At 68.1% G+C, this 26,014-nt stretch carries 25 protein-coding genes; 18 read left to right on the top strand and 7 right to left on the bottom strand.

The features are described 5' to 3' along the window. Positions 1 to 600: 600 nt before the first annotated feature. From VGP60_RS31065 to VGP60_RS31055, 3 genes are read left to right on the top strand one after another with little or no spacing between them, the layout of a single operon-like run. Complete coding sequence (locus VGP60_RS31065; RefSeq protein WP_327551701.1) at positions 601 to 1,500, top strand: SRPBCC family protein; 900 nt, start codon at positions 601 to 603, stop codon at positions 1,498 to 1,500. Positions 1,501 to 1,550: 50 nt separating this feature from the next. Next, the gene (locus VGP60_RS31060) at positions 1,551 to 2,705 is read left to right on the top strand and encodes a sensor histidine kinase (protein ID WP_327551700.1); all 1,155 of its coding nucleotides are present in this window, start codon (positions 1,551 to 1,553) and stop codon (positions 2,703 to 2,705) included. Next, a complete protein-coding gene (locus VGP60_RS31055; RefSeq protein WP_327551699.1) occupies positions 2,702 to 3,373 on the top strand; it encodes a response regulator transcription factor in 672 nt (223 codons plus the stop codon). The genes VGP60_RS31060 and VGP60_RS31055 overlap by 4 nt, the downstream gene beginning before the upstream one ends. Here VGP60_RS31055 and VGP60_RS31050 read toward each other — a convergent pair. Next, positions 3,366 to 3,761 carry a PPOX class F420-dependent oxidoreductase gene (locus tag VGP60_RS31050; protein WP_327551698.1) on the bottom strand — a complete coding sequence of 132 codons (396 nt, stop codon included), beginning with the start codon at positions 3,759 to 3,761 and terminating at the stop codon, positions 3,366 to 3,368. The two genes, VGP60_RS31055 and VGP60_RS31050, sit on opposite strands and share 8 nt — an antisense overlap. 14 nt (positions 3,762 to 3,775) lie before the next feature. Then, positions 3,776 to 4,606: a GNAT family N-acetyltransferase gene (locus VGP60_RS31045; protein WP_327551697.1), complete on the bottom strand. Its 831-nt coding sequence runs from the start codon at positions 4,604 to 4,606 to the stop codon at positions 3,776 to 3,778. Between the two features lie 102 nt (positions 4,607 to 4,708). On the opposite strand from VGP60_RS31045, the gene VGP60_RS31040 reads away from it, so the two are divergent. The 5 genes from VGP60_RS31040 (at position 4,709) to VGP60_RS31020 (ending at position 10,885) form a co-directional block, all read left to right on the top strand. Next, positions 4,709 to 6,346 (top strand): acyl-CoA carboxylase subunit beta, encoded by a 1,638-nt coding sequence (locus tag VGP60_RS31040; protein WP_327551696.1) that lies wholly within the window; start codon positions 4,709 to 4,711, stop codon positions 6,344 to 6,346. Positions 6,347 to 6,353: 7 nt separating this feature from the next. Further along, positions 6,354 to 6,572, top strand: coding sequence for an acyl-CoA carboxylase subunit epsilon (locus VGP60_RS31035; protein WP_327551695.1), 219 nt, complete (start codon positions 6,354 to 6,356; stop codon positions 6,570 to 6,572). 79 nt (positions 6,573 to 6,651) lie between these two features. After that, on the top strand, positions 6,652 to 8,547 hold the full coding sequence (locus VGP60_RS31030; protein WP_327551694.1) for a Xaa-Pro dipeptidyl-peptidase: 1,896 nt from the start codon (positions 6,652 to 6,654) through the stop codon (positions 8,545 to 8,547). A 101-nt stretch (positions 8,548 to 8,648) separates the two neighbouring features. Further along, on the top strand, positions 8,649 to 9,281 hold the full coding sequence (locus VGP60_RS31025; RefSeq protein ID WP_327551693.1) for a PadR family transcriptional regulator: 633 nt from the start codon (positions 8,649 to 8,651) through the stop codon (positions 9,279 to 9,281). Beyond that, complete coding sequence (locus VGP60_RS31020; RefSeq protein ID WP_327551692.1) at positions 9,278 to 10,885, top strand: DHA2 family efflux MFS transporter permease subunit; 1,608 nt, start codon at positions 9,278 to 9,280, stop codon at positions 10,883 to 10,885. The genes VGP60_RS31025 and VGP60_RS31020 overlap by 4 nt, the downstream gene beginning before the upstream one ends. Before the next feature lie 64 nt (positions 10,886 to 10,949). Here the strand turns inward: VGP60_RS31020 and VGP60_RS31015 are convergent, their stop codons facing one another. After that, positions 10,950 to 12,710, bottom strand: a complete 1,761-nt coding sequence (locus VGP60_RS31015; RefSeq protein WP_414640431.1) for a glycoside hydrolase family 3 protein — start codon at positions 12,708 to 12,710, stop codon at positions 10,950 to 10,952. Positions 12,711 to 12,926: 216 nt separating this feature from the next. On the opposite strand from VGP60_RS31015, the gene VGP60_RS31010 reads away from it, so the two are divergent. Together VGP60_RS31010 and VGP60_RS31005 are read left to right on the top strand one after the other, a co-directional pair. Continuing rightward, positions 12,927 to 13,556 (top strand): nucleoside triphosphate pyrophosphatase, encoded by a 630-nt coding sequence (locus tag VGP60_RS31010; protein WP_327551690.1) that lies wholly within the window; start codon positions 12,927 to 12,929, stop codon positions 13,554 to 13,556. A 100-nt stretch (positions 13,557 to 13,656) separates the two neighbouring features. Next, positions 13,657 to 15,036 (top strand): dicarboxylate/amino acid:cation symporter, encoded by a 1,380-nt coding sequence (locus tag VGP60_RS31005; RefSeq protein WP_327551689.1) that lies wholly within the window; start codon positions 13,657 to 13,659, stop codon positions 15,034 to 15,036. Positions 15,037 to 15,104: 68 nt separating this feature from the next. Here the strand turns inward: VGP60_RS31005 and VGP60_RS31000 are convergent, their stop codons facing one another. Together VGP60_RS31000 and VGP60_RS30995 are read right to left on the bottom strand one after the other, a co-directional pair. Then, positions 15,105 to 15,368 carry a hypothetical protein gene (locus VGP60_RS31000; protein WP_327551688.1) on the bottom strand — a complete coding sequence of 88 codons (264 nt, stop codon included), beginning with the start codon at positions 15,366 to 15,368 and terminating at the stop codon, positions 15,105 to 15,107. Between the two features lie 608 nt (positions 15,369 to 15,976). Beyond that, positions 15,977 to 16,165 carry a hypothetical protein gene (locus VGP60_RS30995; RefSeq protein WP_327551687.1) on the bottom strand — a complete coding sequence of 63 codons (189 nt, stop codon included), beginning with the start codon at positions 16,163 to 16,165 and terminating at the stop codon, positions 15,977 to 15,979. A gap of 3 nt (positions 16,166 to 16,168) precedes the next feature. Between VGP60_RS30995 and VGP60_RS30990 the strand changes: the two genes are divergently transcribed. After that, entirely contained in the window at positions 16,169 to 17,029 is an 861-nt protein-coding gene (locus VGP60_RS30990; protein ID WP_327551686.1) for a hypothetical protein, read from the top strand. Between the two features lie 72 nt (positions 17,030 to 17,101). Here the strand turns inward: VGP60_RS30990 and VGP60_RS30985 are convergent, their stop codons facing one another. Then, positions 17,102 to 17,821: a hypothetical protein gene (locus VGP60_RS30985; protein WP_327551685.1), complete on the bottom strand. Its 720-nt coding sequence runs from the start codon at positions 17,819 to 17,821 to the stop codon at positions 17,102 to 17,104. Between the two features lie 50 nt (positions 17,822 to 17,871). On the opposite strand from VGP60_RS30985, the gene VGP60_RS30980 reads away from it, so the two are divergent. The 7 genes from VGP60_RS30980 to VGP60_RS30950 all read left to right on the top strand — a co-directional run bounded on the left by VGP60_RS30980 (position 17,872) and on the right by VGP60_RS30950 (position 24,167). Continuing rightward, entirely contained in the window at positions 17,872 to 18,159 is a 288-nt protein-coding gene (locus VGP60_RS30980) for an SAV_915 family protein (protein WP_327551684.1), read from the top strand. Between the two features lie 122 nt (positions 18,160 to 18,281). Further along, positions 18,282 to 20,075 (top strand): acetyl/propionyl/methylcrotonyl-CoA carboxylase subunit alpha, encoded by a 1,794-nt coding sequence (locus VGP60_RS30975; protein WP_327551683.1) that lies wholly within the window; start codon positions 18,282 to 18,284, stop codon positions 20,073 to 20,075. 77 nt (positions 20,076 to 20,152) lie between these two features. Next, the gene (locus tag VGP60_RS30970; protein WP_327551682.1) at positions 20,153 to 20,671 is read left to right on the top strand and encodes a DUF1707 domain-containing protein; all 519 of its coding nucleotides are present in this window, start codon (positions 20,153 to 20,155) and stop codon (positions 20,669 to 20,671) included. Between the two features lie 36 nt (positions 20,672 to 20,707). Then, entirely contained in the window at positions 20,708 to 21,070 is a 363-nt protein-coding gene (locus VGP60_RS30965) for a DUF1707 domain-containing protein (protein WP_327551704.1), read from the top strand. Between the two features lie 22 nt (positions 21,071 to 21,092). Further along, a complete protein-coding gene (locus tag VGP60_RS30960) occupies positions 21,093 to 22,223 on the top strand; it encodes a dipeptidase (RefSeq protein ID WP_327551681.1) in 1,131 nt (376 codons plus the stop codon). Positions 22,224 to 22,233: 10 nt separating this feature from the next. Continuing rightward, positions 22,234 to 22,767, top strand: a complete 534-nt coding sequence (locus VGP60_RS30955; RefSeq protein ID WP_327551680.1) for a GNAT family N-acetyltransferase — start codon at positions 22,234 to 22,236, stop codon at positions 22,765 to 22,767. Next, the gene (locus tag VGP60_RS30950) at positions 22,746 to 24,167 is read left to right on the top strand and encodes an AMP-binding protein (protein WP_327551679.1); all 1,422 of its coding nucleotides are present in this window, start codon (positions 22,746 to 22,748) and stop codon (positions 24,165 to 24,167) included. Before VGP60_RS30955 ends, VGP60_RS30950 begins: the two co-directional genes overlap by 22 nt. Before the next feature lie 4 nt (positions 24,168 to 24,171). Here the strand turns inward: VGP60_RS30950 and VGP60_RS30945 are convergent, their stop codons facing one another. Further along, positions 24,172 to 25,920 (bottom strand): glycerol-3-phosphate dehydrogenase/oxidase, encoded by a 1,749-nt coding sequence (locus VGP60_RS30945; protein WP_327551678.1) that lies wholly within the window; start codon positions 25,918 to 25,920, stop codon positions 24,172 to 24,174. Positions 25,921 to 26,014: the final 94 nt, after the last annotated feature.

Genomic DNA, 26,014 nt, shown 5'->3' with positions numbered 1-26,014 from the left:
GTTAGAACACTCGTTGCCACTCACGACCCCACCCACAAAACCCAGCCATGCGGGTCTTTAGTCCGTAAAGCCGGTCACCACGACTTACGGCCGGCCACGGCCGGAAGTCTTCACCCGCGCGCGCTCGCCGAAGGCCAGGTTTGCGGGAGCAGGGCGCCCCCGGCACGATCGCAAGCGACCTGCCCATGCCACGCCCTGGTCACGCAAACCTGATCGCGCGCCTGCCAACAAACACAGGCTTCTAGCCGCACCTCACGACCCAACCGCCAGCTTTAAGCCGTACAAGCCAGAGGCCAACCACAACCTCAACCCACCGCATCCCCAAATACTCCGCGCACCGCCGATGACCGCCGACGAACTGGCCTGGAGCCGGGTACTGACACTGCACGCCCGCGTCGAGCAGGAACTCACCAAAGCACTGCACCGGCGGCACGGACTCGGCCGTCCGAATACCGCGCGCTCAGCAAGCTCGCCGCAGCCAAAGAAGGCGAGCTGCGCATGCAAGAACTCGCCGAGGCGGTGACCGCGGTCCGCAGCGCTTGACACCGTATATGCCTCACTGGATATATTGCTCTCACGGCACTAACGAGGAGAAGCATCGTGGACGAGCAGCGCGCGACCCTGCAGACCGTCGAAGGCCGACCGGCCGTGCGACTGGAGCGAAGGCTGAAGCACCCGCCGTCCAAGGTCTGGCCCGCGATCAGTGATCCCCAGGAACTCGCGCACTGGTTCCCCGCCACGGTCGAAGCCGAGCTGAAACCCGGCGCCACCATCCACTTCAGCATGGAAGGTACGACCGACGAAGGCGAAATCCTCGAGTACGACGAACCGAACGTCTTCGCCTTCACCTGGAACAGTGACGTGCTGCGCCTGGAACTCTTCCCCGACGGCGACGGCTCGCGGCTGGTGTTCACGCATACCTTCGGCCGCGGCGAACCTGTCATCGCGAAGCTGACCGCCGGGCGTACCGCGACCGGCTGGGGCGTCTGCCTCGATTCGCTGGAAGCACGGCTCGACGACCGGCCGTTCGAGCCGCCGACGGACTGGCTCAGCCCAATCGAGCGCTACGTCGAGGAATTCGGCCTCGGCGAAGGCGAGGTCCTCGATCGGCCGGACGGGTACCTGGTGCGGTTCCGGCGGGATGTGATGTGGAAGTCCGTCGAAGAGATCTGGGCACTGCTGACCGAAGAGAACACGACAAACGTCCATTTCACGCCGGGCGAAGTCACCGAGACCGAAGCGCCGCGAGTCCTCGAATACGAGTGGCTGCAAGGAAACACCCCGAACGGGCGGGTGCGCTGGGAGATCTCGCACGACCCGGCCGAAGGCACGCGCGTCGAACTCACACAGACCCTGCCGGACGTCGAACGCGTCCCGACCGCGCTCGCGGTGTGGCAGGTCCAGCTCGAACTGTTCTTCGCCGTGACCCACGGCCAAGTGCGCCTGTGGCCCGCCGAGCGCGTGAAGGAACTCGAAAAGCGGTATCAGTCCAGAGGATGACGGTCGCCGGACCGACGCGCCGACCCCCCGCGCGCCGCTACGGTCAGACGGTGTCCGAAACACATTCGCTGTTCGCCGCCGGTCGGCTGAAACGCCCTTGGCTCATCATGTTCGACGTCGTGGCCGCGGCGGCGATCCTGCTGGCGACCGGCGGCAATCTCGCGGCGGGCGGCTGGGAGACTCCGTCCGGGATGCCGCACTCGCTGGCGTGGGTGCTGGCACTGGCGGTGGCCGTGCCGATCATCCTCCGGCGGGTGTGGCCGCGGGTCGCCTTCGGGCTCGGCCTGGCGCTCTCGTTCCTGGCCGTGCCGTTCGGCGGCCCGGTTCTGGCGCTCATGCCGTTGGTGATCGCGTTCCCGCTGTACGTGCTTTCGGCGAACGAAACGCGGCGGAACTCCTTGCTGGCACTGGGCATCGGCCTCGCCACGGCCGTACTGACGAACGTTCTCACCCCGAGCCTGGCGTCGCTGGGGTCGATCGCCTTCGCCACCGCGGCGCTCGTGGTGATGTGGACCTTGGGCCGATCGAGCTTCGAGCGCCGCGTCTTCGCCGAACGCGCTGTCGAGGGTTACGCGCAGCAAGCCGTCGCCGAAGAACGGCTGCGGATCGCCCGCGAAATGCATGATGTGGTGGCGCACGGCATGAGCCTCATCGCGGTCAAAGCGGCCGTCGGCAACCACGTCGCCGTCGAGCAGCCCGAAGAAGCCCGCGATGCGCTGAGGGTCATCGAGGCCACCAGCCGCGACGCGCTCGTCGAGATGCGGCGCATGCTCGGCGTGCTGCGCTCCGGAAGCGACGACGTCACCGAACTCGTCCCCGCGCCGACGGCCACGGACATCCGCGAACTCGCCGATCGCGCGGCGATGGCCGGAATCCCCGTGGACATCGAGGTGCGCGGTGTGGACGATCTTCCCGAGGGGGTGGGGTTGTCGGTGTACCGGATCGTGCAGGAGGCGCTGACCAACGTCGTCAAGCACGCGCCGTCGGCGAAGTGCCGGGTGAAGGTGGTGGCGGACGGCCAGGAGGTGCGCATCGAGGTCGTCGACGACGGCCACGGCGAGCCCGTGCTGTTCGGTACGCCGGGCCACGGCCTGATCGGGATGAGGGAACGCGTACTGGTCTACGGCGGCGACTTCTCGGCCGCGCCCCGCCCGGAAAGCGGCTTCCGCGTCTTCGCCCGGCTGCCCTACGAGGTGGCTTCATGATCCGCGTGCTCGTCGCCGACGACCAGGCGTTGCTGCGCGGCAGTTTCCGCGTGCTGGTGGACAGCGCGCCGGGACTCCAGGTGATCGGCGAGGCGGCGAACGGCGTCGAAGCGGTCGAGTTCGCGACGCGGGAACTGCCGGACGTCGTGCTCATGGACGTGCGGATGCCGGAGATGGACGGCATCGAGGCGACCAAACGGATCTGCGGCGCGCCCGAAACGGCGGGCGTCCGCGTGCTCATCCTGACCACGTTCGACCTCGACGCGTACGTCTTCTCCGCGCTTCGAGGCGGTGCCAGTGGTTTCCTGCTCAAGGACACCCCGCCCACCGAGCTGCTCACCGCGATCAAGGTGATCGCCGACGGCGACGGCCTGCTCGCGCCTTCGGTGACGCGGCGGCTGATCGCCGAGTTCTCCCGCCGGCCGGAACCCGCGACGACGCCGGCCCGTGCGCTCGGCGGGGTCACCGAACGTGAGCGTGAGGTGCTCGGGCTCGTCGCGCGCGGGCTGTCCAACACCGAGATCGCCGCGCATCTGCACCTCAGCCTGGCCACGGTGAAAACCCACGTCGGGCACCTGCTGGCGAAGCTGAACTCGCGTGATCGGGCTCAGCTGGTGATCGTCGCCTACGAAAGCGGCCTGGCGATCGCCGGGAAGCCCGTTACTTGATGTGCCCGGTGACCTTCGCCGGCTCGACCCGCACGACCACGCGGACCGCGCCCGGGGCGTCCTCCCCCGCGTCCTTGCCGTCGTACTTCCACGACAGGTCGTTGTCGAGTTTCAGGCCGCCCTCTTCGGTGATCGTCGCGGTGCCGCGGATCTCCGTGTAGTTCTCCGGGTTCTCGCGCTGCATGATCGTCACGCTGACGCGGGGGTCCCGCCGGATGTTGCGGTCCTTGAGGCGCCCCGCGATCGTCGAGAACAGCAGGTCGTCGCCATCACGGCCGACCCACATCGCGGAGGTCTGCGGACTCCCGTCGGCGTTGATCGTGGCGAGCGTGGCGTAGTTCTTTCCGTCGACGAGCTCCCGGACGGCGTCACTCAGTGAGATACCCATGAGGGCCAGCGTATTCACCCCAGCGCGCGCAGCACCGGGGCGTAGCGGCGGGCGACATCGCCGGGCAGCTCGCGGTCGCCGAACACCATGCAGGGCGCGACCACCCCGGGCGCGAGCCCGCCTTTTTCGGCCCACTCCAGCAGATCCGGGTTGCGGGTGTCGATTTCGATGCGGACCGGACCCTCGACGGCCGCGGCGATGTCGGCGATCAGCGCCCGCGCGCTCGGCTCGTCGGCGGCGATCACCGGGCCGATATGGGTCAGGTTCTCGTGGCGGGTGCCCGTCGCGTAGCCGGTGACCTTCCCGCCGGTTTCGACGATCCGCACCTGCTCGGCCTCGCGCAGCAGGACGTCGAGCAGCGCGCCGCGCTCGGACCCGGTGACCTCGGCATCGAGGCGTCGGAGCCCCGGCGAGTCGTCGACCTGCTTGGTCGTGAGCGGCGCGGCCGCGTCAAAGTACCCGAAGAAGTTGGTCGCGGAGCTGACGTGCCGGAAGCCGAGCTTCTCGTACATCGGCCGCCCGAGGGTGCTGGCGTGCAGCAACACCGTGCGCTGCCCGGCCCGCTCGATCGTGTGCCGCATGATCCGCTGCCCGAGCCCCTGCCGCCCGAACCGCTCGGCGACCACGACCATCGAGATGGCCGCGAGCCCGTCACCCAGGTTCGTCAAGATCCCGCAAGCGGCGAGCCCGCCAGAGGGATCCTCGATGCCGTACGCCTCGCCGACCTCGAACAACATCCGCCACTGCCGCTCGGCACGGGCCCAGTCGCGGCTGACCGCGAGATCCAGGCATTCCGGCAGGTCCACGACGTCGAGCCGACGGATCGGCGAGTCCAAGATCGTCACACCATCGAGCGTATTGCCTTATTACCGGAAAGTAGAAACGAGCCGTGACGTTGGCTACGCCACACCCGCAAAAAAGGTGAACAGTCGTTAAGCTGCCGTGCCATGAGCAGCGCGACGGAGTCGATGGGGACTCCCCCCGAGGAAGAACCGGACATCCACACCACCGCCGGCAAGCTCGCCGACCTGTATCGCCGCTACGACGAAGCGGTGAACGCGGGCTCCGCGCGCGCGGTCGAGAAGCAGCACGCGAAGGGCAAGAAAACCGCCCGCGAGCGCATCGACCTGCTACTGGACGCCGGTTCGTTCGTGGAGCTCGACGAACTGGCCAAACACCGCTCGACGGCGTTCGGCCAGGAGAAGAACCGGCCGTACGGCGACGGCGTGGTCACCGGCTACGGGACCGTCGACGGCCGCGGCGTCTGTGTGTTCAGCCAGGACGTCACCGTGTTCGGCGGGTCGCTCGGCGAGGTCTACGGCGAGAAGATCGTCAAGGTGATGGACCTCGCGATCAAGACCGGCCGCCCGATCATCGGCATCAACGAAGGCGGCGGCGCGCGCATCCAAGAGGGTGTCGTCTCGCTCGGGCTCTACGGCGAGATCTTCACGCGCAACGTCAAGGCCTCCGGGGTCGTCCCGCAGATCTCGCTGATCATGGGCGCGAACGCCGGCGGGCATGTGTATTCGCCGGCGCTGACCGACTTCGTGGTGATGGTCGACAAGACCTCGCAGATGTTCATCACCGGCCCGGACGTGGTCAAGACCGTCACCGGTGAAGACGTCACATTCGAGGAGCTCGGCGGCGGGCGCACGCACAACACGAAGTCCGGGGTCGCGCACTACCTCGGCTCCGACGACGAAGACGCGATCGCCTACGTCAAGGAACTGCTCGCGTACCTGCCCAGCAACAACCTGTCCGAGGCGCCGGTGTTCGAAACCACCGAGCCGCCAAGTGGTTTCTTCGAGGACGTGTCGGAGTCCGACCGCGAACTCGACACGCTCATCCCCGACTCGCCGAACACGCCGTACGACATGCGCGAGGTGATCACGCGGGTCGTCGACGACGGCGAGTTCCTCGAGGTGCACCAGCTGTTCGCGCCGAACATCCTCGTCGGCTTCGGCCGGGTGAACGGTCAGAGCGTCGGCGTCGTGGCGAACCAGCCGACGCAGTTCGCGGGCTGCCTGGACATCGACGCCTCCGAGAAGGCCGCGCGGTTCGTGCGGACCTGCGACGCGTTCAACGTGCCGGTGCTGACCTTCGTGGACGTGCCGGGCTTCCTGCCGGGCACCGACCAGGAGTGGAACGGCATCATCCGACGCGGCGCGAAGCTGATCTACGCCTACGCCGAAGCGACCGTCCCGCTGATCACGGTCATCACGCGCAAGGCCTACGGCGGTGCGTACGACGTCATGGGCTCGAAGCACCTCGGCGCGGACCTCAACCTGGCGTGGCCGACGGCCCAGGTCGCGGTCATGGGTGCCCAGGGCGCGGCGAACATCGTGCACCGCAAGACGCTCTCGAAGGCCGCCGAAGAGGGCAAGGACGTCGACGCGTTGCGCGCCGAGCTGATCCAGGAGTACGAGGACACCCTGCTCAACCCGTACGCGGCCGCCGAGCGTGGATACCTCGACTCGGTGATCGTGCCCGCCCACACCCGCGGTCACATCGCCCGCGCGCTGACCCTGCTGCGGGACAAGCGCGAAACCCTGCCGCCCAAGAAGCACGGCAACATCCCGCTGTGAGGTGCGTATGACTGAGCAGAAACGTCCGCTGCTGCGTGTCGTGCGTGGCAACCCCGACGACGCCGAACTGGCCGCGTTGACCGCGGTCATCGCCGTCGCGGCTTCGGCCCCCGCCGCGGAGCCGAAGCCGCCTCGGCGGTCTTGGTGGGGCGACAAGGGACTAGGCGTCCGGCAGCCGTTGCGTCCCGGCGAGGGTGCTTGGCGGGCATCGGCGCTGCCCCGGTAGAGCTCCAGACTTTCGGCCGTGCCGGGAGGAGTTCGTGAACGTCTAACGTGATGCGCATCGCGACGGACGGGAGTTCTCCTTGAGGCGTCTAGGTTTTCCGGTTCTCCTCGCCGCGGGGTTGCTTCTGCTGGGCGGCACGCCCGCTGTCGCGGCCCCGCCGCCGTTCGAGCTTCGCGACGGGGTGTCGCAGCCGGTGTTTTCGTCCGCAGACGCGATCAGGGAGACCGTCTGGGTCGAAACCGGGCTCGACCGTGATCGGGACGGCGTGAACGACCGCGTCGCCGCCGACATCGTCCGGCCGTCGGAACCGGCGGCGCGCGGGCAGCGGGTTCCGGTGATCATGGACGCCAGCCCCTACTACCAAACCCTGGGGCGCGGCAACGAAGCCGAGTTGAAAACCTATGACGCGGCGGGCAAACCGGTGCGGTTTCCGCTGTTCTACGACAACTACTTCGTGCCGCGCGGGTACGCGGTGGTGCTCGTGGACGTCACCGGAACCTCCCGCTCGCGGGGTTGTCTCGACGCCGGAGGGCCCGGTGACATCGCGTCCGGCAAAGCGGTGATCGACTGGCTGAACGGCCGCGCGCCCGGGTTTTCGGCGCTGTCCGGCGGTTCCGCGGTCACCGCGAACTGGGCGACCGGCGCCACCGGGATGATCGGCAAGTCCTGGGACGGCACCATCGCGAACGGCGTCGCGGCCACCGGCGTGGACGGCCTGCGCACGATCGTGCCGATCGCCGCGATCAGCTCCTGGTACGACTACTACCGCTCCGACGGCGTCTCGCTCACCAACGGCACCCTCGCGAACCTGGCCAACAGCCAGGAAAACAGCACCGCGCGGAGCAAATGCGGCACGGTGCAGAGCGAGCTGACCGCGGGCACGCCGTCCAACGGTGATGTCACTCCACTGTGGACAGAGCACGACTTCACGCGCAACGCGAGCAACGTCAAGGCGAGCGTGTTCGTCGTGCACGGCCAGGCCGACCTCAACGTCAAGACCGTCAACTACGGCCAGTGGTGGACCGCGCTGAACGCGGCGAACGTGCCGCGGAAGATCTGGCTTTCCCAGACCGCGCACGTCGACCCGTTCGACTTCCGGCGCGCGGAGTGGGTCGACACGCTGCACCGGTGGTTCGACCGGTGGCTGCTGGACGTGCCGAACGGGATCGAAAACGAGCCGCAGGCGTCGATCGAGCGCCGGCCGGACGTGTGGGTCGACGACCAGGTCTGGCCGGGCACCGCGCCGACGGGCACCCGGCTGTACCCGAACGCGGGCAGCGTCGCCGGCGTCGGCTCGCTGTCGACGACCCCGGGCACGCAGACCACGGCCTTCACCGACAGCGGCAGCGGCTCGCCGTCGAACTGGATCACGCGCCCGTCGGAGACGTCGACGTCCCGCGTGCTGTTCAGTACCGGCGCGCTGACCTCGGACCTGCGCCTTTCGGGGACCGGCCGCGTCACCGCGAAGGTCACGCCGTCGACGACCACCGCGCACCTCTCGGCGTACCTCGTCGACTACGGCCCGGCGACCATCCGCAGCGGTGAAGGCATCCGCACCCTGACGACCGAGTCGTGCTGGGGCGAGAACCGGACCGGCGACGACGCCTGTTACCTCGACGCCGCCGCGACCAGCCAGAACGTCGACGCGCAGATCATCAGCCGCGGCTGGACGGACCTGGCGAACTACGCCTCGCTGAGCCAGCCCCGGGCCTTGCAAGCCGGGACCGCGTACTCGATCACCTTCCGGCTCTCGACCACCGACCGCGTCATCCCCGCCGGGCACCGGCTCGCGCTGGTCATCGCGGGCACCGACAGCAGCGCCATCGTCGCCCCCGCGCGCCCACCGAAACTCACTGTCAGCCTCGCGGGCACCTCCGTCCTCCTGCCGACGGCCTCCCTCCCCCTCACCACCCACGCCCCCGCCCTCCAGGCCACCCACCTCCCCGTCGAGTCCCTCCCCACCGACTTCCGCTAGTTCGCGCGGTGGCTGGGGTCTCGCTGGACAGGTGATTGCTCCTGGTCGTATAGTCCGCGTGGAATAACCGGAACGGACTTATCCACGAGGAGTAACTGATCATGGCCGCCGCGAAGCTGACCACGCTCGCCATCGCTGTGCTGGAGCTGCTGCACGAGCAGCCGATGCACCCGTACGAGATGTCACAGCTGATGCGGGAGCGCCACGTCGACACGCGGGTCAAGGTCAAGGCCGGGTCGCTCTATCACACGGTCGAACGCCTGCTGGACAACGGTTTCATCGAGATCGTCGACACCCAGCGCGACGGGCGGCGGCCGGAACGCACGGTGTACGGGATGACCGAGGAGGGGCGCGACGCGTTCGTCGCGCGGGCGCAGGGCATGCTCGCCACCCCCGCCGAGGAGTACCCCGAGTACCTGAGCGGGCTGGCCGTGCTCGACGAACTCGGTCCGGACATGGCGAAGGAACAGTTGCGGCACCGCATCTTCCGGCTCGAGACGACGGTCGCATCGGACCAGGCCGTGGTCGCCAAGCTGAGCGAAATGGAACTGCCGGAGATCTACTGGCTGGACTGGCGCTACTCCACCGCACGCCGGGCTTTCGAGCTCGAGTGGACCAAGAAGCTGTTGGAAGAACTGGAATCCGGTGCGATTGGGTTCATGAAGGCCGGGCCAACGGCGGCCGCGACCGCACACACACTGGGGAAACCTGTCTCGAAGGAAGACGAACAATGACCAAGCAACCGAACCCGTGGGCCGCGCTTTCCGCGCTGTGCCTGGGTTTCTTCATGATCCTGCTGGACACGACCATCGTGTCCATCGCGATCCCCGCGATGCTGAGAGAGCTGGACGCCGGGCTGAACTCGATCGTCTGGGTGATCAGCGTCTACCTGCTGACCTACGCGGTGCCGATGCTGTTCACCTCGCGGCTCGGTGACCGGTTCGGGCCCAAGCAGGTGTTCCTCGCCGGACTCGTCGTGTTCACCGCGGCTTCGCTGTGGTGCGGCCTGTCCGGCACGGTCGAGATGCTGATCGTGGCGCGCGCGTTCCAGGGCATCGGCGCGGCGCTGATGACCCCGCAGACCCTCGCGTTCATCACGCATCTCTTCCCGCCCGCCAAGCGCGGCCCCGCGATGGGCATGTGGGGCGGGATCGCTGGGCTGGCCACGATCACCGGACCACTGCTGGGCGGCGTGCTCGTGCAGCACCTGGGCTGGGAGTGGATCTTCTTCGTCAACGTGCCGATCGGCGTCATCGCGATCGTGCTGACCGTGATCCTGGTGCCGAACTGGCAGCCGAAGCACTCGCACTCGTTCGACGTCCTCGGCATCGTCCTGTCGAGCCTCGGGCTCTTCCTGGTCGTCTTCGGTGTCCAAAATGGACAGCAGTACGACTGGGGCACGGTGACCGGCCCGATCACGGTGTTCGAGATCATCGGCGCCGGCGTGCTGTTCCTCGTCGGGTTCGTGGTGTGGCAGCGCTACAACCGCTCCGAGCCGCTGCTTCCGTTGCAGATCTTCAAGAACCGCAACTTCTCCGCCGGCACGCTCACCGCCACCACGGTCGGGTTCGCGATGACCGGCATGTTCATCCCGCTGGTGATCTACATCCAGTCCGTGATCGGCCTGACGCCCACGCTGGCCGGGCTGCTGACCGCGCCGATGTCGCTGCTGGCGGGCATCGTCGCACCGTTCATCGGGAACCTCTCCGACAAGGTCAACGGCAAGTACCTGGTGATGGGCGGCCTCGCCTCGCTCGCGGCGGGTCTCGGCGTCATCGCGCTACAGGCCGGGCCGACGACCAGTTCGTGGGCGCTGATCCCGGCGCTGCTCCTGTGCGGCATCGGCATCGGCTGCATCTTCTCGCCGATGAGCAACGTGACCATGGGCTCGGTCGAGCCACGGCTCGCCGGCACCGCGTCGGGCATCTTCAACACCGCCAGGCAAGTCGGCGGCGTGCTCGGTGCCGCGGCCATCGGCGTGCTGCTGCAGGCCAGGATCACCGCGTCGATCACCGATGAGGCGGGCAAAGCCGCCGCAGGACTGCCGGAGCAGTACCGGGCGCCGTTCCTCGAAGGGATCGGCCGCGCCGCGTCCTCGACGAGCGAGTTCGGCGGGAACACGGCCGGGCCCGCGCCGTCCGGACTTCCGGCGGACGTCGCCGCGAAGGCCCAGCAGCTCGCCGAGCAGGTCGTCCACAGTGGACTCACCGACGCGGTGAAGACGACGTTGATCCTGCCGATCGTGGTACTGGTGCTCGGCATCTTCGCCGCCGCGGCGATGAAGCCCACCGCCCCGCGCCACTACCCGGCCCGCTCTCCGGAGCCCGCCGCGGCGTGAAAAACGCTATGAACGGACCTTTCCTCGCGTCGGGGGCGAGGAAAGGTCCGTTCATAGCCCCGGGCTAGCGGCGGTAGGTGAGGCCGTAGCCGTAGGGGTACAAGGGTTTCTTGCCGTCCCCTGGGTTGATCGGCTCCTGGGCGATGCTGGTCGGCCAGGTGAAGGAGAGCTTGCCGGTCGGCTTGTAGTCACCGAAGAGCACGTCGGCGACGCCGGCGCCCTCGCTGCCCGGCAGCCAGGCCGCGACAAGTCCCTTCCAGCCCGGAAGTTCGCTCGCGACGTCCAGCACGCGGCCCGACACCAGCACCACGACCACCGGCACGCCGGTCGCCTTCAGCTTGGCGATGGTGGCGAGGTCTTCGGCGTCGAGCTTGAGATCTGTCGGACGGTCTCCGGCGCCTTCGGCGTACGGCTTTTCACCGACCACCGCGACCGCGACCTTGTAGCTGGAATCGATTCCGTTACCCGCACGGTCATAGGTCACCGTCGAGCCCTTCCCGGCTTCGGACTTGATGCCGTCGAGGATGGTGGTGCCCGGAATTACCGCGCCACTCTGCCCCTGCCAGGTGAGCGTCCAGCCACCGGACTGATTACCGATGTCGTCGGCGTTCTTGCCGGCCACGAAGATCTTGTTGTTCTTCTTGGCCAGCGGAAGCACGCCGTCGTTCTTCAGCAGTACCTGCGATTCCCGCACCGCCTGGCGGGCGAGGTCGCGATGCTGCGGGCTACCGACCGTCTTCAGGTAGGAACGGTCGGTCAGCGGGCGCTCGAACAAGCCGAGCTCGAACTTCTTGGTGAGGATCCGCCGGTTGGCGTCGTCGATCCGCGACAACGGGACGTTGCCCGCGTCGACCTCGCCGCGCAGCAGGGTGATGAACTTGAGGTAGTCGTACGGGACCATGAAGAGGTCGATGCCCGCGTTGACCGACTGGGAGACCTCGGCGGCGGTGAAACCGGTCTGGCCGTCGATCTGGTTGATGCCGTCCCAGTCGGAGATCACGATGCCGGAGAAGCCCAGTTCACCCTTGAGCAGATCGGTGATCAGGTACTTGTTGCCGTGGTCCTTGACGCCGTTCCAGCTGTTGAAGCTGACCATCACCGAACCGACGCCGCGTTTGACGGCCTCGCGGAACGGCGGCAGGTGGATCGCGCGCAGTTCCCATTCGCTGATCTCGGTGTTGCCCTGGTCGGTGCCGGTGGTCGTGCCGCCGTCGCCGATGTAGTGCTTGGCGGTGGCCATCACCGAGCCGGGCGCGCTGAGCGAGCGGCCCTGCAAGCCGTTGATGATGGTGGCGTTGGCGACCGCGTTCTGCGGGACTTCGCCGTACGACTCGTAGGTCCGGCCCCAGCGGTCATCCCGCGCGACACACAGGCAAGGCCCGAAGGCCTGGTCGATGCCGGTGGCGGAGACCTCTTCCGCGGTGGCCTTGCCGATCTTCTGGACCAGCTCGGGATCGTTCGCGGCGCCCAGCCCGATGTTGTGCGGGAAGACCGTGGCGCCGTAGACGTTGTTGTGCCCGTGCACCGCGTCGACGCCGTAGATGCTCGGAATGCCGAGCGGGGTGGCGATCGCGGCCTTCTGGTAGGCGTCGTACATGTTCGCCCAGGATTCGGGCGTATTGGGCGTCGGCACCGAGCCGCCGCCGGAAAGGATCGAGCCGAGCTTGGCCTGTGCGGCCTGCGCGGGCGTCGCCGCTTGCCGCTCGGCCTGGGTCATCTGGCCGATCTTGTCGTCGAGGCTCATCCTGCCGAGCAGGTCGTTGACCCTGGCGGAGACCGAAGCGTGCGGATTCTTGTAGACGGGCGCCGGTGCTGCGGAAGCCATCGGGGCGAGTGCGGTACCGGCCAGCAGCGCGCAGGAAAGGACCACGGTTTGCGTCGTCAGCAGGGCTCTTCGGACGCGGAGGCGAGGCGTCATTGGTTCCTCCGTAAGTGATCTATAAACGATCTAGATATGTTGCGCGCCACAACAAACTAGCTCTCCCAGGAAGTGCCCTGGGTCACAATTCGGCAACGGTCACTGTCCGCTAACGTCCATCCGGTGCACTTCGTCTTAGCCTCCGCGTCCCCCGCCCGCCTCGGCATCCTTCGCGCCGCGGGCATCGATCCGAGCGTCGTCGTCTCCGGCGTGGACGAGGACGCCGTCGCCGCCGGACTGACCGATCCGAGCCCGTCCGAGCTGGTCACAGCCCTGGCGCTGGCGAAGGCCGAAGCCGTTCTCGACAACGTCGCCGGGATCCACACCGACGCCGTCATCGTCGGCTGCGACTCGATGCTCTCGATCGGCGGCGAGATGCTGGGCAAACCGGGCACCCCGGAAATCGCCAGGGCGCGCTGGGCCGACATGGCGGGCCGAACCGGTGAACTTCTCACCGGACACGCGATCATCCGTGTCGACGGCGGCGTGCGGTCCAAAGAGACGTCGGGCAGCCAGACCACCGTCGTCCGGTTCGCCGATCCGACCCCGGCCGAGATCGACGCGTACATCGCCACCGGCGAGCCGCTGGCCGTGGCCGGTTCCTTCACTTTAGACGGCTTGGGCGGCTGGTTTGTCGAAGGCATCGACGGCGACCCGTCGAGCGTCATCGGCATCAGCCTGCCGCTGACGAGGCGGCTGCTCGCCGACGTCGGCGTCAGCGTCGTCGATCTTTGGCGCCGTTCCACATCCTGAGAGCCGCCCCACACGGACGGGTGATTTGGAAGAGTCCTCCCTTGCTGAGCGTTGCCAGTACCCGGCAAGGCAGGAAAATTTCACCCACCGGAGAAGCCCTGTGTCTTTCGTACGGACCTACAACAAGCCGAGGGTCTTCGCAGCGGCCGTGCTCGGCGCGCTGGTTCTCGGCGCACTACTCGGAGTCATCGCCCGAACGGCGGAAGCCACCTGGTTGACCGACACCCTCGACCAGATCGGCTCGATTTTCACCACGCTGCTGCAGATCGCGGTCATCCCGCTGGTCTTCACCGCGATCATCGTCGGCATCACGAGCCTCCGGAAGCTCGGCGGCGGCAAGACGGCCGCGAGGCTCGGCGGCAAGACGCTGCTGTGGTTCGCGATCACCTCGTTCATCGCCTCGATCATCGGCATCGTGGTCGGGCTGCTGTTCAACCCCGGCAACGGCGGACTCGCCGCGGGGGTCGCGGCCACCGCCAAAAACGCCGACAAGGCAACGAAAAGCGTCAGCAGCTGGGGCTCGTGGGACGCGTTCATCGAGGGCCTGATCCCGCAGAACTTCTTCTCCGCGTTCTCCGAAGGCGCGACGCTGCAGGTGCTCTTCCTCGCGGTGATCATCGGGGCCGCCGCCTACAGCCTCGGTGACAAGGCGAAGCCGTTCGTCGACTTCACGGCCAGCGCCTTCGAGATCATCCAGCGCTACCTCGGCTGGATCGTCCGGCTCGCCCCGCTCGGCATCCTGGGCCTGATCGGCGCCGCGGTGGCGAACTACGGCGACTCGCTGTTCCGGCCGCTGCTTTCGGCCACCCTCGCGGTGTACGTCGGCTGCCTGCTGGTGCTCTTCGTGGTCTACCCGATCCTGCTGCAGTTCGTCGCGAAGGTCAGCCCGCTGAAGTTCTTCGCCAAGGCGGGCACCGCGATCCAGTTCGCGTTCGCTTCGCAGTCTTCGGCCGCGACGCTGCCGCTCACCCGGCAGTCCGCGGTGAACCTGGGCGTCAACCCGGGCTACGCCGCCTTCGCCGCGCCGCTGGGCAGTGCGACCAAAATGGACGGTTGCGCCGCGGTGTTCCCGGCCATCGGCACGATCTTCATCGCGAACATCGCCGGGGTCTCGCTGAACGTCGGCCAGTACGTCCTGATCGTGGTCGTCGCCGTGCTCGGCGCGCTGGCCACCGCGGGCACCACCGGCTGGCTGACCGCGCTGACCCTCACGACGTCACTCGTCGGGCTCGACCCGGCCCAGGTGGCGCTCGGCATCGCGCTGATCTACTCGGTCAACCCGATCATGGATATGATGCGCACCGCCACGAACGTCGCTGGTCAGATCGTGGTCCCGGTGATCGTCGCACGCAGCGAAGGCCTGCTCGACGACGACGTGCTCAACGCGCCGAACACGCTCCCCGTGCCGGACGCCACCACCCCGGAACCCGCACCCGAGGCGAAGCCCGCCGAGCCCGAGAAGGCCGGCGCCCCCGCCTAAGCCCTAAAGGAGGGGATCAAGGGAGCTTTACTGCCGTCTCGCGGTAGTAAAGCTCCCTTGATGCCGCTTCAGGGGTGTGCGAGGGCTGGATGGTTCGGGAGCACCGGGATACCGATGGCCCTCCGGTAGGCGAGATCGCAGCCCCAGCACGTCGTGAGGGCGGGTTCATCCATCGGCCAGGCGGCGACGAACTCGGCGGGGGCCGACTCGCCGCACATCATCGTGATCACTTCGCCGGGATGCGGCAGGCGGCGTAAATACGCGACGCGGTGCCACCGGCCGTGGGTGACCGGGTGGACGACGTCGAGGTGGATCAGGATGCGGGCGTTCATGAGCTCTGGGCCTCTCGCCGCCTGGACGAAGATCCGTCTCTACCAGGGAAACGCACAGTTCAAAGGCCTGGCAGTCAGTCTTGGACGACACTTCGCACCGCTTGGCGACCGGGTCCCACTTGAGTCCCACTTCGCTCGCGAACCTTCACAGGGTGATGAGCAATGCGTCACGATCGGCTACAGCGAGCAAGCCACTGGCGCTGAGGGAGGTGACGGGGTGGGTCGCGAGGAGCCGATTGTCGGCGGGAATCCCGCGTTGCACGCGCTGCTGGACGAAGCGGGGCTGAGCAACGCGGCACTGGCGCGGGCGGTGGCGGCGGCCGGTGCCGAGGTGGGGATCCATGTCGGCACGAACACGACCTCGGCGAAGCGGATGCTCGACGGCAGCCAGCCTCGGTGGCCGGTGCCGAAATTGGTCGCCAGGGTGCTGTCACGTCACCTGAACCGCGAGGTCGGCGTCACCGAGTGCGGGTTCGCGGATCGAGATCTTTCGAACGACACGTTCAACGGCTTTGGGTGCGCGACGACGATTGATGGCACGATCGCCACTGTGGCTGAGCTGTCGGGACGAGATATCAAGCGGCGGAACTTCCTACTCGGTTCCGCCTTTACCGCGGCTGCTTTTGCCGAGCCCGCATGGTTGGCGGTGACGATGCCCCCCGGAGGCTTCGGCCACCAAAATCGCAGGTCAGCGCATCGGCGCAGCAGATGTCGAAGTCGTCCTGGACATAGTCCGCCGGTTCGAGCTGCTTCAGCGGCGTTTCGGCGGCGGTGTGGTGCGGCCGCAGATCGTGCATTTCGTGCACCAGCAGACTCAGGCTCTGCGGGACGGCAGCTACGGAGAGCGAGTGGGCCGTGCACTGTCCCGTGCGCTCGCCCAGGCCACCTGGCTCGCCGGACTGACCAGTGTGGACAGTGGGCGCCATGCCCTTGGCCAGCGCTACTACGCCCAAGCTCTCAATCTCTCGAAGCAGGCAGGCGACAATCTCTTCGCCGCCAATGTGCTGTCCGAAATGAGCCGGGTGACGATCGACGTCGGCAACGCCGCGGGCGACCGGAAGACCACCCAGCACCACGGCCAGCAGGCGACGGCGCGCGCCAGGTCCGCACTCCAGGTGGCGAACGGCTCGGCGACTCCCGCGTTCGGAGCGTGGCTGTACGCGATAGAGGCACGCAGCCTGGCGCTGCTCGGCGATGCGCGGGGTGCCGCCGACGCGGTGGACAACGCTCAGCGCGCGTTCGACCGGCCGGGCGGAGCCGAACCGGACTGGTTCGGCTTCTACGGTGATCCCGATCTTCTCGCCGACATCGGCCAGTGCATGCGCGACACCGGCCGTCCTCAGCAGGGATTGGCGCTGCTCGAACGCGCCGCCGATTCGCTCCCTGCCCACCGGATCACGGCTCGCGCCAAGACACAGGTCCACATCGCGGCCGCGCAGCTCGAACTCGGCGAATTCGAAGCGGCCGAAACCACCACGGCCAAGGCGCTGACCGCGATCGGCGAACTGTCGTCGAACCGCACTGTCGACCGGGTGAAGGCGCTACAGCACCGCGCTCAGCAGCACGGCCAACATCCACGACTACGGGACATGGACGAACGGATCACCGGTTTCCTCGCCGGGAACACGCGTTCCACTCGGGACGAGCCGACCTCCACCTGACGGCGGGATCAAGGGAGCTTTACTGCCGTCTCGCGGTAGTAAAGCTCCCTTGATGCCGCTTCAGGGCCGGATTCAGGGGCAGGTGCGGACGTCGGCTTTGACGAGTTTGATGTCCGGCCAGCCCCGTAGCTGCGACGGTGACGTGTACTTCCTGGTGCAGCCCAGCTGGGTGCCGTCGAGGTCGAACACCGCCGCCAGCACCGGCGCCGCCGCGCAGCTCGACGAGCCGGGGAGCTTGCCGGGGCATTCGTGCCGCACGACGATCACCTCCGCCGAGTTGTCGCCGACGGCGTCGGACAGCGAAATGTTGCCGGCGTCGGAGAAGTACGGCTTCTCCGTGGCTTCCCAGCCGCCGCCGCGGAAGGACAGCACCTCCCCCACCACGCCGCCGTCGCCGGTTCCGCGGACCAGACAGGCGACGACCACGCCTTCGCGGCAGCGCAGGGAGTCCGGCCCCAGCCGCGCGCCGATCGCCGAGATCGTCGTCTCGATCGAGGTGTTCGCGGTCTCGGGGCCGAACCGCACGCGGCCCGAGGTGCCGTCCGGCGCGGCCAGCAGGGCCAGCTCCGTGCCGCCCGCCGTCGTCGCGGCGAGCTGCACGCACGCCGACTGGCCACAGTTCGGCGCCATCGCGGGTCCCGCCACCTGGTTGGGACCGGGTGCTTCGGCCACGGTCACCTCGGTCTGCGCGCGCAGCACGACGACGGCGATCAACACGCCGGCCGTCACCACCGCGGCGACCAGCACGGTGACCAGCACAGAGCGTGGCGCCCGCGCTCCGGAGTTCTGCATAACCGAGACTGTAAGCGATCTAGCTGAGCGTGCACGTCTATGTTGTTCCAGTGACGAATCCGAACCTTCCCTCCGCCCTGTACCTGCCGACCGGGGGATTCACCCAGGCAGACGACACAGCGGCGTCGATCGAACTGCGCAACACCGACGACGGCAAAGTGGCCTTGGTCGCCTTCTCTTCGCTTGCCCAGTTGACGGACTGCTGCGGCAAGAACCAGCCCTGGGTCCTGGTCTCCACCAAGCACCTGCCGAAGCTCCACGCGGCCCGTCCCTACGACGTCATCGTGCTCGACAGCCCACTTCCCCGGGGCCTCCAGCACACCGGGGCGCTCGTATAACGGATCGTTCGGGTGGTCCGTCTCTCACTCCCACTCCGGCGATCCATCATTAAACTGCTGACCGGGCCGCTGGGGGTTCGCCGCCGGCCGGTCGCAGGTGTCGACGACTCAGGAGGTACGGCGTGCCCGAGCAGGCCAGCGCGAAGATAGGCGGACCGGTGACCAAGGTCCTCGTCGCGAACCGCGGCGAGATCGCCGTCCGGGTGATCAGGGCGGCGAAGGACGCCGGCCTGGCCAGCGTCGCCGTGTACGCCGATCCCGACCGTGACGCTCCGCACGTCCGGCTCGCCGACGAAGCGTTCGCGCTGGGCGGCACCACGGCCGCCGAGAGCTACCTCGTCTTCGACAAGCTGCTCGACGCCGCCAAGCGGTCCGGCGCCGATTCGGTGCACCCGGGTTACGGCTTCCTGTCCGAGAACGCGGACTTCGCGCAGGCCGTGATCGACGCCGGGCTCACCTGGATCGGCCCGTCGCCGCAGGCGATCCGCGACCTCGGCGACAAGGTCACCGCGCGCCATATCGCGCTGCGGGCGGGCGCGCCGCTGGTGCCCGGCACGAAAGACCCGGTCGAGACGGCCGACGAGATCGTCGCGTTCGCCAAGGAGCACGGCCTGCCGGTGGCCATCAAGGCCGCGTTCGGCGGTGGTGGCCGCGGGCTGAAGGTGGCGCGCACCATCGAGGAGATCCCCGAGCTGTTCGAGTCGGCGACCCGGGAGGCGATTTCCGCGTTCGGCCGCGGCGAGTGCTTCGTCGAGCGCTACCTCGACAAGCCGCGTCACGTCGAAGCGCAGGTACTGGCCGACCAGCACGGCAACGTGATCGTCGTCGGCACGCGTGACTGCTCGTTGCAGCGCCGCCACCAGAAGCTCGTCGAAGAGGCCCCGGCGCCGTTCCTGACCGACGAACAGCGCGCCACGATCCACAAGTCCGCCAAGGCGATCTGCAGCGAAGCGGGCTACTTCGGCGCCGGCACGGTCGAGTACCTGGTCGCGGTCGACGGGACGATCTCGTTCCTGGAGGTCAACACCCGGCTCCAGGTCGAGCACCCGGTGTCGGAAGAAACCGCCGGGATCGACCTCGTGCGTGAGATGTTCCGCATCGCCGAGGGCGAGAAGCTGCGCTTCACCGAGGACCCGGAGCCACGCGGTCACTCCATCGAATTCCGTATCAACGGCGAGGACGCGGGACGCGGTTTCCTGCCCGCACCCGGCACGGTGACGAAGTTCGTCGCGCCGTCGGGCCCGGGGGTGCGTGTCGACTCCGGTGTCGAGTCCGGCACGGTGATCGGCGGCCAGTTCGACTCCATGCTGGGCAAGCTGATCGTCACCGGTTCCGACCGGCAGAACGCGCTCGAGCGCAGCCGCCGCGCGCTGGCCGAGATCGTCGCCGAGGGCATGGCGACCGTGCTGCCGTTCCACCGCGCGATCGTAGACGACCCGGCGTTCATCGGCGACGAGAACGGGTTCAGCGTGCACACGCGCTGGATCGAGACCGAGTTCGACAACCAGATCCCGCCGTTCGTCGCGCCGGACGCGCCCGACGCCGAGGACGAACAGCCGCGGCAGAACGTCGTCGTCGAGGTCGGCGGACGTCGTCTCGAGGTCTCGTTGCCGGGCAACTTCGCGCTCGAAGGCGGCAGCAACAGCGCGGTCAAGGCCAAGCCGCGCAAGCGCGCCGGTGGCACGAAAGCCGCGGTCAGCGGGGACGCGGTGGCCGCGCCGATGCAGGGCACCATCGTCAAGGTCGCCGTCGAGGAAGGCCAGCAGGTCGAAGCCGGCGAGCTGATCCTCGTCCTCGAAGCGATGAAGATGGAAAACCCGGTCACGGCACATAAAGCGGGCACGGTGACCGGACTTTCGGTGGAAGTCGGCGCAGCCGTCACCCAAGGTTCGGTGCTTCTGGAACTGAAAGATTAGAATTTGCGGCGCGAAGCGTCTCCGTTGAGGGTGGCGGTGGGAGACGGGCGGGTGAAAACAGTTCTAACATCGGTGGGGTGAGTACAGACCCTTCGCAGAACCTCCGCATCAGCGACCTCGACCGCGAGGCCGCGCTGCAAGCGCTCGGCGAACACATGAGCGTCGGGCGAATCGACCTCGAGGAGTACGGCGACAGGTCGGCCGAGGTCACCACGGCGAAGACCCGCGCCGACCTCGCCAACGTCTTCGAGGATCTGCCGGAGCCCCACCCGAAGCTCGACGACGCTCCCGCCCAGCCCGCCGCGGCCACGGCAGTCGAGCCTGTTGCCAAGCGTGACGTGATCACGACGTGGGCGGATCGGCCGCTGGCGCAACGGCTCACCGCGGCGGCCGTCCCGGTGGCCTGGGCCGCCGGGATCGTGCTGTTCTTCGCGGCCGGGCACATCTGGCTGTGGTTCCTGCTGCCGGTGGCCGTCACCGCGATCGGCCGCGGGCTGTGGGGACAGGAGTGGGAACACGGCCGCGACGGCCGTGGTCACGACCGGCACCGTGACAGGGATGAACGCCGTGATCGTCGTAGGGGCATAACCGATTGAGCACCGTAGGATCATGGCGTGAGCGACCGAGCGAAAATGCGCATCAGCGACGCTGAACGCGAGGACGCCCTGGAGGTGCTGGCGGAGCACGTCCGCACCGGGCGACTGGACATCGACGACTACGGCTCGCGATCGGCGAAGGTCAACGCCGCGAAGACCGTCCGCGAGCTGGAACCGCTGTTCGACGACCTTCCCTCGCCCCAGCCGAGTGTGCTGATCGCCCGCACGGTCAGCGAACCGCAGCAGCGCGGCGGCAAGCCGGTGCGCTGGATGAACATCAGCGCGGCGCCGATAGCCGCGGCCACCGCGTTCGGTGTGCTTCTCCTCACCCGCAACTGGATCGTGGCGCTGATCGCGGCCGCCGTCATCGCGTTCTTCTTCCTGACCCAGCGTCGCTGAACGCGAGAAGTAGGGTTGGACCATGACTTCCGGTGAACTCGCGCGCGCGACGGCCATGCTGGATTCGGTGATCCTCGCGGACGGGCACAACGACCTGCCGTGGGAACTTCGGAACCGGTCCGGCCCGAACCCGGTCAAGGCGGTCGCGGGGACAGATCTCATCGTCTCGCAGCCTGGCCTGCACACCGATTTCCCCAAGCTGCGGGCCGGACGGCTCAGCCTGCAGTTCTGGTCGGTCTACGTGCCGTGCACCTACGAAGGGCACAGCGCGGTGACGGCGGTGCTCGAACAGATCGAGGTCGTGCACCAGCTCATCGAGCGCTACCCGGACAAGCTCGCGCTGGCGACCACGGCCGATGAGGCCGAAGCCGCGTTCCGCAGTGGGCGCATCGCGTCGCTGCTCGGCGCCGAGGGTGGCCACAGTATCGCGGAATCCCTTGGCGTGCTTCGGATCCTGCGCCGCCTCGGCGTCCGGTACATGACGCTGACGCACAACTACAACACCCCGTGGGCCGACTCCGCGACCGACGAACCCGTGCACGGCGGGCTCACCGAGTTCGGCCGCGAGATCGTCCGCGAGATGAACGAGATCGGCATGCTGGTCGACCTTTCGCATGTCGCGCCGAGCACCATGCGCGACGCGCTGAGCGTCAGCACCTCGCCGGTCATCTTCAGCCACTCGTCGTGCCTCGCGGTCAACGACCACCCGCGCAACATCCCCGACGACGTCCTCGCGATGCTGCCGGGCAACGGCGGTGTCGCGATGGTGACCTTCGTGCCCGCGTTCGTCTCCCCCGCCGTCGCGGCCTGGGACCTGGAACTGAAGGCCGCCATGGAAGCCGCGGGCGAGGATTACCGGCAACTGGACCTGCGCTCGAAGTTCGCCGAGGGCTGGAACGGCCCGGTGAAGCCGAAAGCGGGCGTCGACGACGTGGTCGCGCATATCGAGCACGCCCGTGAGGTCGCCGGGATCGACCACATCGGACTGGGTGGCGACTACGACGGCGTCGGCGAGCTGCCACAGGGCTTGGAGGACGTTTCGGGCTACCCCGTGCTGTTCGCGGCACTGCTGGAGCGCGGCTGGAGCGAGGCCGACTGCGCGAAACTCGCCGGGGCGAACACCGTCCGAGTGCTGCGCGAAACCGATAGTTAAGGTCCGTCACGTGGATGCGGTGGAGATCAACACGGGCGAGTACTACCTGCGCCAGTTGCGCGCGGACAGGCTCATGGACGACAGGCCGGCGCTGATCGAGGGGTTCGCCGATCCCAAACATCGGCGCTACGTCCTGAACTACCGGCTGCGGAACATCGACGAGGCCACGGAGTACGTCGCGCTGCGGGCGGCCCAGTGGGCAGGCGACGAGCGGTGCTCCTGGGCCATCGCCGAGCCCACCACCGGTGATCTGCTCGGCGAGGTCGGCCTCAAGGACCTCGATCTGGAGCACGGCACGGCCGACGCGGCGGTGTGGGTGCACGCGAAGGCGCGGGGACGCGGTGCCGCGGCGAAGGCGCTGAGTGCCGCGGTGCGCTGGGGTTTCGGCGCGCTCGGGCTCGTCGAAATCGGCTACAAGTACGAAGAGACGAACACGGCGTCGGCGGCTGTCGCGCAGAAATGCGGGTTCCAGTTCCTCGGCGCGGCGCTCGAACTCGCGCCGACCGGCGAGAAGGTCATGCGGTGGAGCAAAGTTTCTTCCTGACGCGGGTGCTCGGCTCGCTCGCCGAGCGCGGGGACGCGATCCTGTTCCACCGCGACGGCGTCGACACGACGTACGGCGAAGCGCTGGATCTGTTGCGGCGCCTGCACTTCGCGTTGGACGTCACGCCGGACGACGTCGTCGCGATCGTGGGCGGGAACCGGCCGGAGACGATCCTCGTGCAGCTGGCCGCCCAGCTGCGCGGGGCGACGGTGCTGCTCGTCGCGGCTTCGTCGAGCCTGCCCGACCGGAAGGCCGCTGTCGCCGCCGCGGGTGTCACCGTGCTGGTCGTGGACCCGGAACCTGCCGAACTGACCGCACATCGGGTGTTCTCGCTGCCGGATCTCCTTACGGGACAACGAACCGAGTCGACGACGCTGCCGCGATCGGTTCGCCTGATCTTCCCCACGGGCGGGACGACCGGCGTACCGAAGCTGATCCAGCACAGCGAGATCTACGATGGCATGGCGTATATCTTCACGCCTGATCCTTCGGGTCCGCTGAGGACCCTTCTCGTCGCGCCGATGTCGCATATGACCGGGAACGCGACGGTGCTGGGCGCGATGTTGCGCGGGGATTCCGTGGTACTGCACGAAGGATTCGACGCGGGCGCGGTGCTGGAGGCGATCGCCGCGCACCGGATCACCACGCTCTCGCTGACCCCGGCGCGCCTGGCCGCGGTGCTCGACCATCCCGCGCTGGCCACGACCGATCTGTCGAGCATGCGGTCACTTTCCCTTGGCGCGAGCCCACTTTCCGCGCGGCGGCTGCAGCAGGCGCTGGACACTTTCGGCCCGGTCGTCGGGCAGGGTTATGGCCTCACCGAAGCGCCGATGATCGCGAGCATCGCCGCCGACGAACTACTCGGGCGGCCCGAACGGCTGGAATCCGTCGGGCGGATCGTGCCCGGGATGGAAGCGCGGATCGAGGACGGAGAGGTCGTCGTCCGCGGACTGTCCATGATGGACGGTTACCTCGGCGCGCCGCCGATGGGCGACAGCTGGCTGCACACCGGCGACATCGGGCGCTTCGACGACGAGGGCTACCTGTACCTGCTGGACCGGGCGAACGACGTGATCATCACCGGCGAACACGGCACCAAGGTGTACTCGAACGTGGTCGAAAACGCCCTCGCCACTCACCCACTCGTGCGAGCCGCGGCCGTGATCGGGATTCCCGGCGCCGACGGCGAACTCGTGCACGCGTTCGTGGTTCCGTCCGCACCGGACGCGCTCACCGTGCCGGACGTCCAGGCGTACGCGCTGGCCGCCTTCGGCAGGCCGCATTTCGTGCCGTCCAGCGTGGACTTCGTCGACACGCTGCCGCTCACGCCGATCGGCAAGGTGGACAAGGTCGCGCTCCGGACCCCGTTCTGGTCCGGCCACACTCGCCACATCGCCTGAAGACCTACGTGACCGGCTCGATGATCCCCGCGCGAGCTTCCGGAGCGGCCGACCGAAGCGCGTCGGCGGCCGCGTCGCTCGGCTGGGACTGGGATTCCCGCTCCGCCTGGACCCGCGCGTTGTAGACCTCGATCTCGCGGGACTTCTGCTCCTCCGACCAGCCGAGCACTTCGCCGACGAGCCCGGCGACCTGCGCCGCGCAGTCGACCCCGCGGTGCGGGTACTCGATGGAGATCCGCGTCCGGCGGGCGAGGACGTCCTCCAGGTGGAGCGCGCCTTCGTGGCTCGCCGCGTAGACGACCTCGACACCCAGGTAGTCGGGCGCCGACTCGATCGGCTTGAGCAGCTCGGGACGGCCGACGGCCAGCGCGAGCACCTCGTGGATGAGCGAGCCGTACCGGTCGAGCAGGTGGCGGACGCGGTACGGGTGCAGGCCGTGTTCGGCCGCGAGGTGATCGGCCTGGTTGACCAGCGCGTGGTAGCCGTCCGCGCCGAGCAGCGGCACCTTGTCCGTGATGGACGATTGCGGCCTGCCCGGCAGGTCCACCGCCGCCGCGTCGACGGCGTCGGCCGCCATCACCCGGTAAGTGGTGTATTTGCCACCGGCGATCGCCACCAGTCCGGGCGAAACGCGCGCCACGGCGTGCTCGCGCGACAGCTTCGAGCTTTCTTCGCTCTCGCCCGCCAGAAGGGGCCGCAGTCCCGCGTAGACACCTTCGATATCGTCGTGGGTCAACGGCGTCGCGAGCACCGAGTTGACGTGTTCGAGCAGGTAGTCGATGTCGTGCTTGGTCGCCGCCGGATGCGCGAGGTCGAGGTTCCAGTCGGTGTCGGTGGTCCCGATGATCCAGTGGTTGCGCCACGGGATCACGAACAGCACGGACTTCTCCGTGCGCAGGATCATCCCCGATTCCGACACGATCCTGTCGCGCGGGACGACGATGTGGACACCCTTGCTCGCGCGGACCCGGAACCGGCCGCGGCCACCCGAAAGCCGCTGCAGTTCGTCGGTCCAGACGCCGGTGCAGTTGATCACCGCGTTGGCGTGGATCTCCACCTCCCGGCCGTCCTCGACGTCGCGTACCCGCACGCCGGAGATCCGGTCCGCTTCCCGCAGGAAGCCCACGACCTGCGTCGACGTCCGGACGACGGCGCCGTAGTGCGCGGCCGTGCGGGCGACGGTCATGGTGTGCCGGGCGTCATCCGATTGGGCGTCGTAATAGCGAATCCCGCCGATCAGCGCGTCGCGCTTGAGTGCCGGGACCATCCGCAGCGCACCCGCCCGGGTGAGATGTTTCTGGCCGGGGACGGACTTCGAGCCGCCCATCGTGTCGTACATCAGCAGCCCGGCGGCGGTGTACGGCCGCTCCCACACGCGATGCGTCAACGGGTAGAGGAACGAGACCGGCTTGACCAGGTGCGGGGCGATCGTGGTGAGCATCAGTTCGCGCTCACGCAGCGCCTCGCGCACCAGGCCGAATTCGAGCTGCTCCAGATACCGGAGCCCACCGTGGAAAAGCTTGCTGGACCTGCTGGACGTGCCCGACGCCAGGTCCCTCGCCTCGACGAGGGCGACGCGCAGGCCACGGGTGGCGGCGTCGAGCGCGGTGCCGGCCCCGACCACTCCGCCGCCGATCACGACCAGGTCGAAGGTGTCCTTGCCAAGGCGCTGCCAGGATTCCTCTCGCTTGGCCGGGCCCAGATGAGCCGGGTTGTTCGTTCCGGCATCGGATCCGCGCGGCGACTCAGTCACGTGACATCCCTCCTTGCGTTCCTCGAGGCTTCCAGCATGGCATGTCGCGGGCTCGGCGCATCCTGACGACGCGGCGCGTGTGGCGCAACCCTCG

The organism is Amycolatopsis sp. (assembly GCF_036008905.1).
Lineage (GTDB): Bacteria > Actinomycetota > Actinomycetes > Mycobacteriales > Pseudonocardiaceae > Amycolatopsis.
Note: the sequence above shows the minus strand (reverse complement) of the source record. Positions and strands in the feature narration are given on the sequence as shown.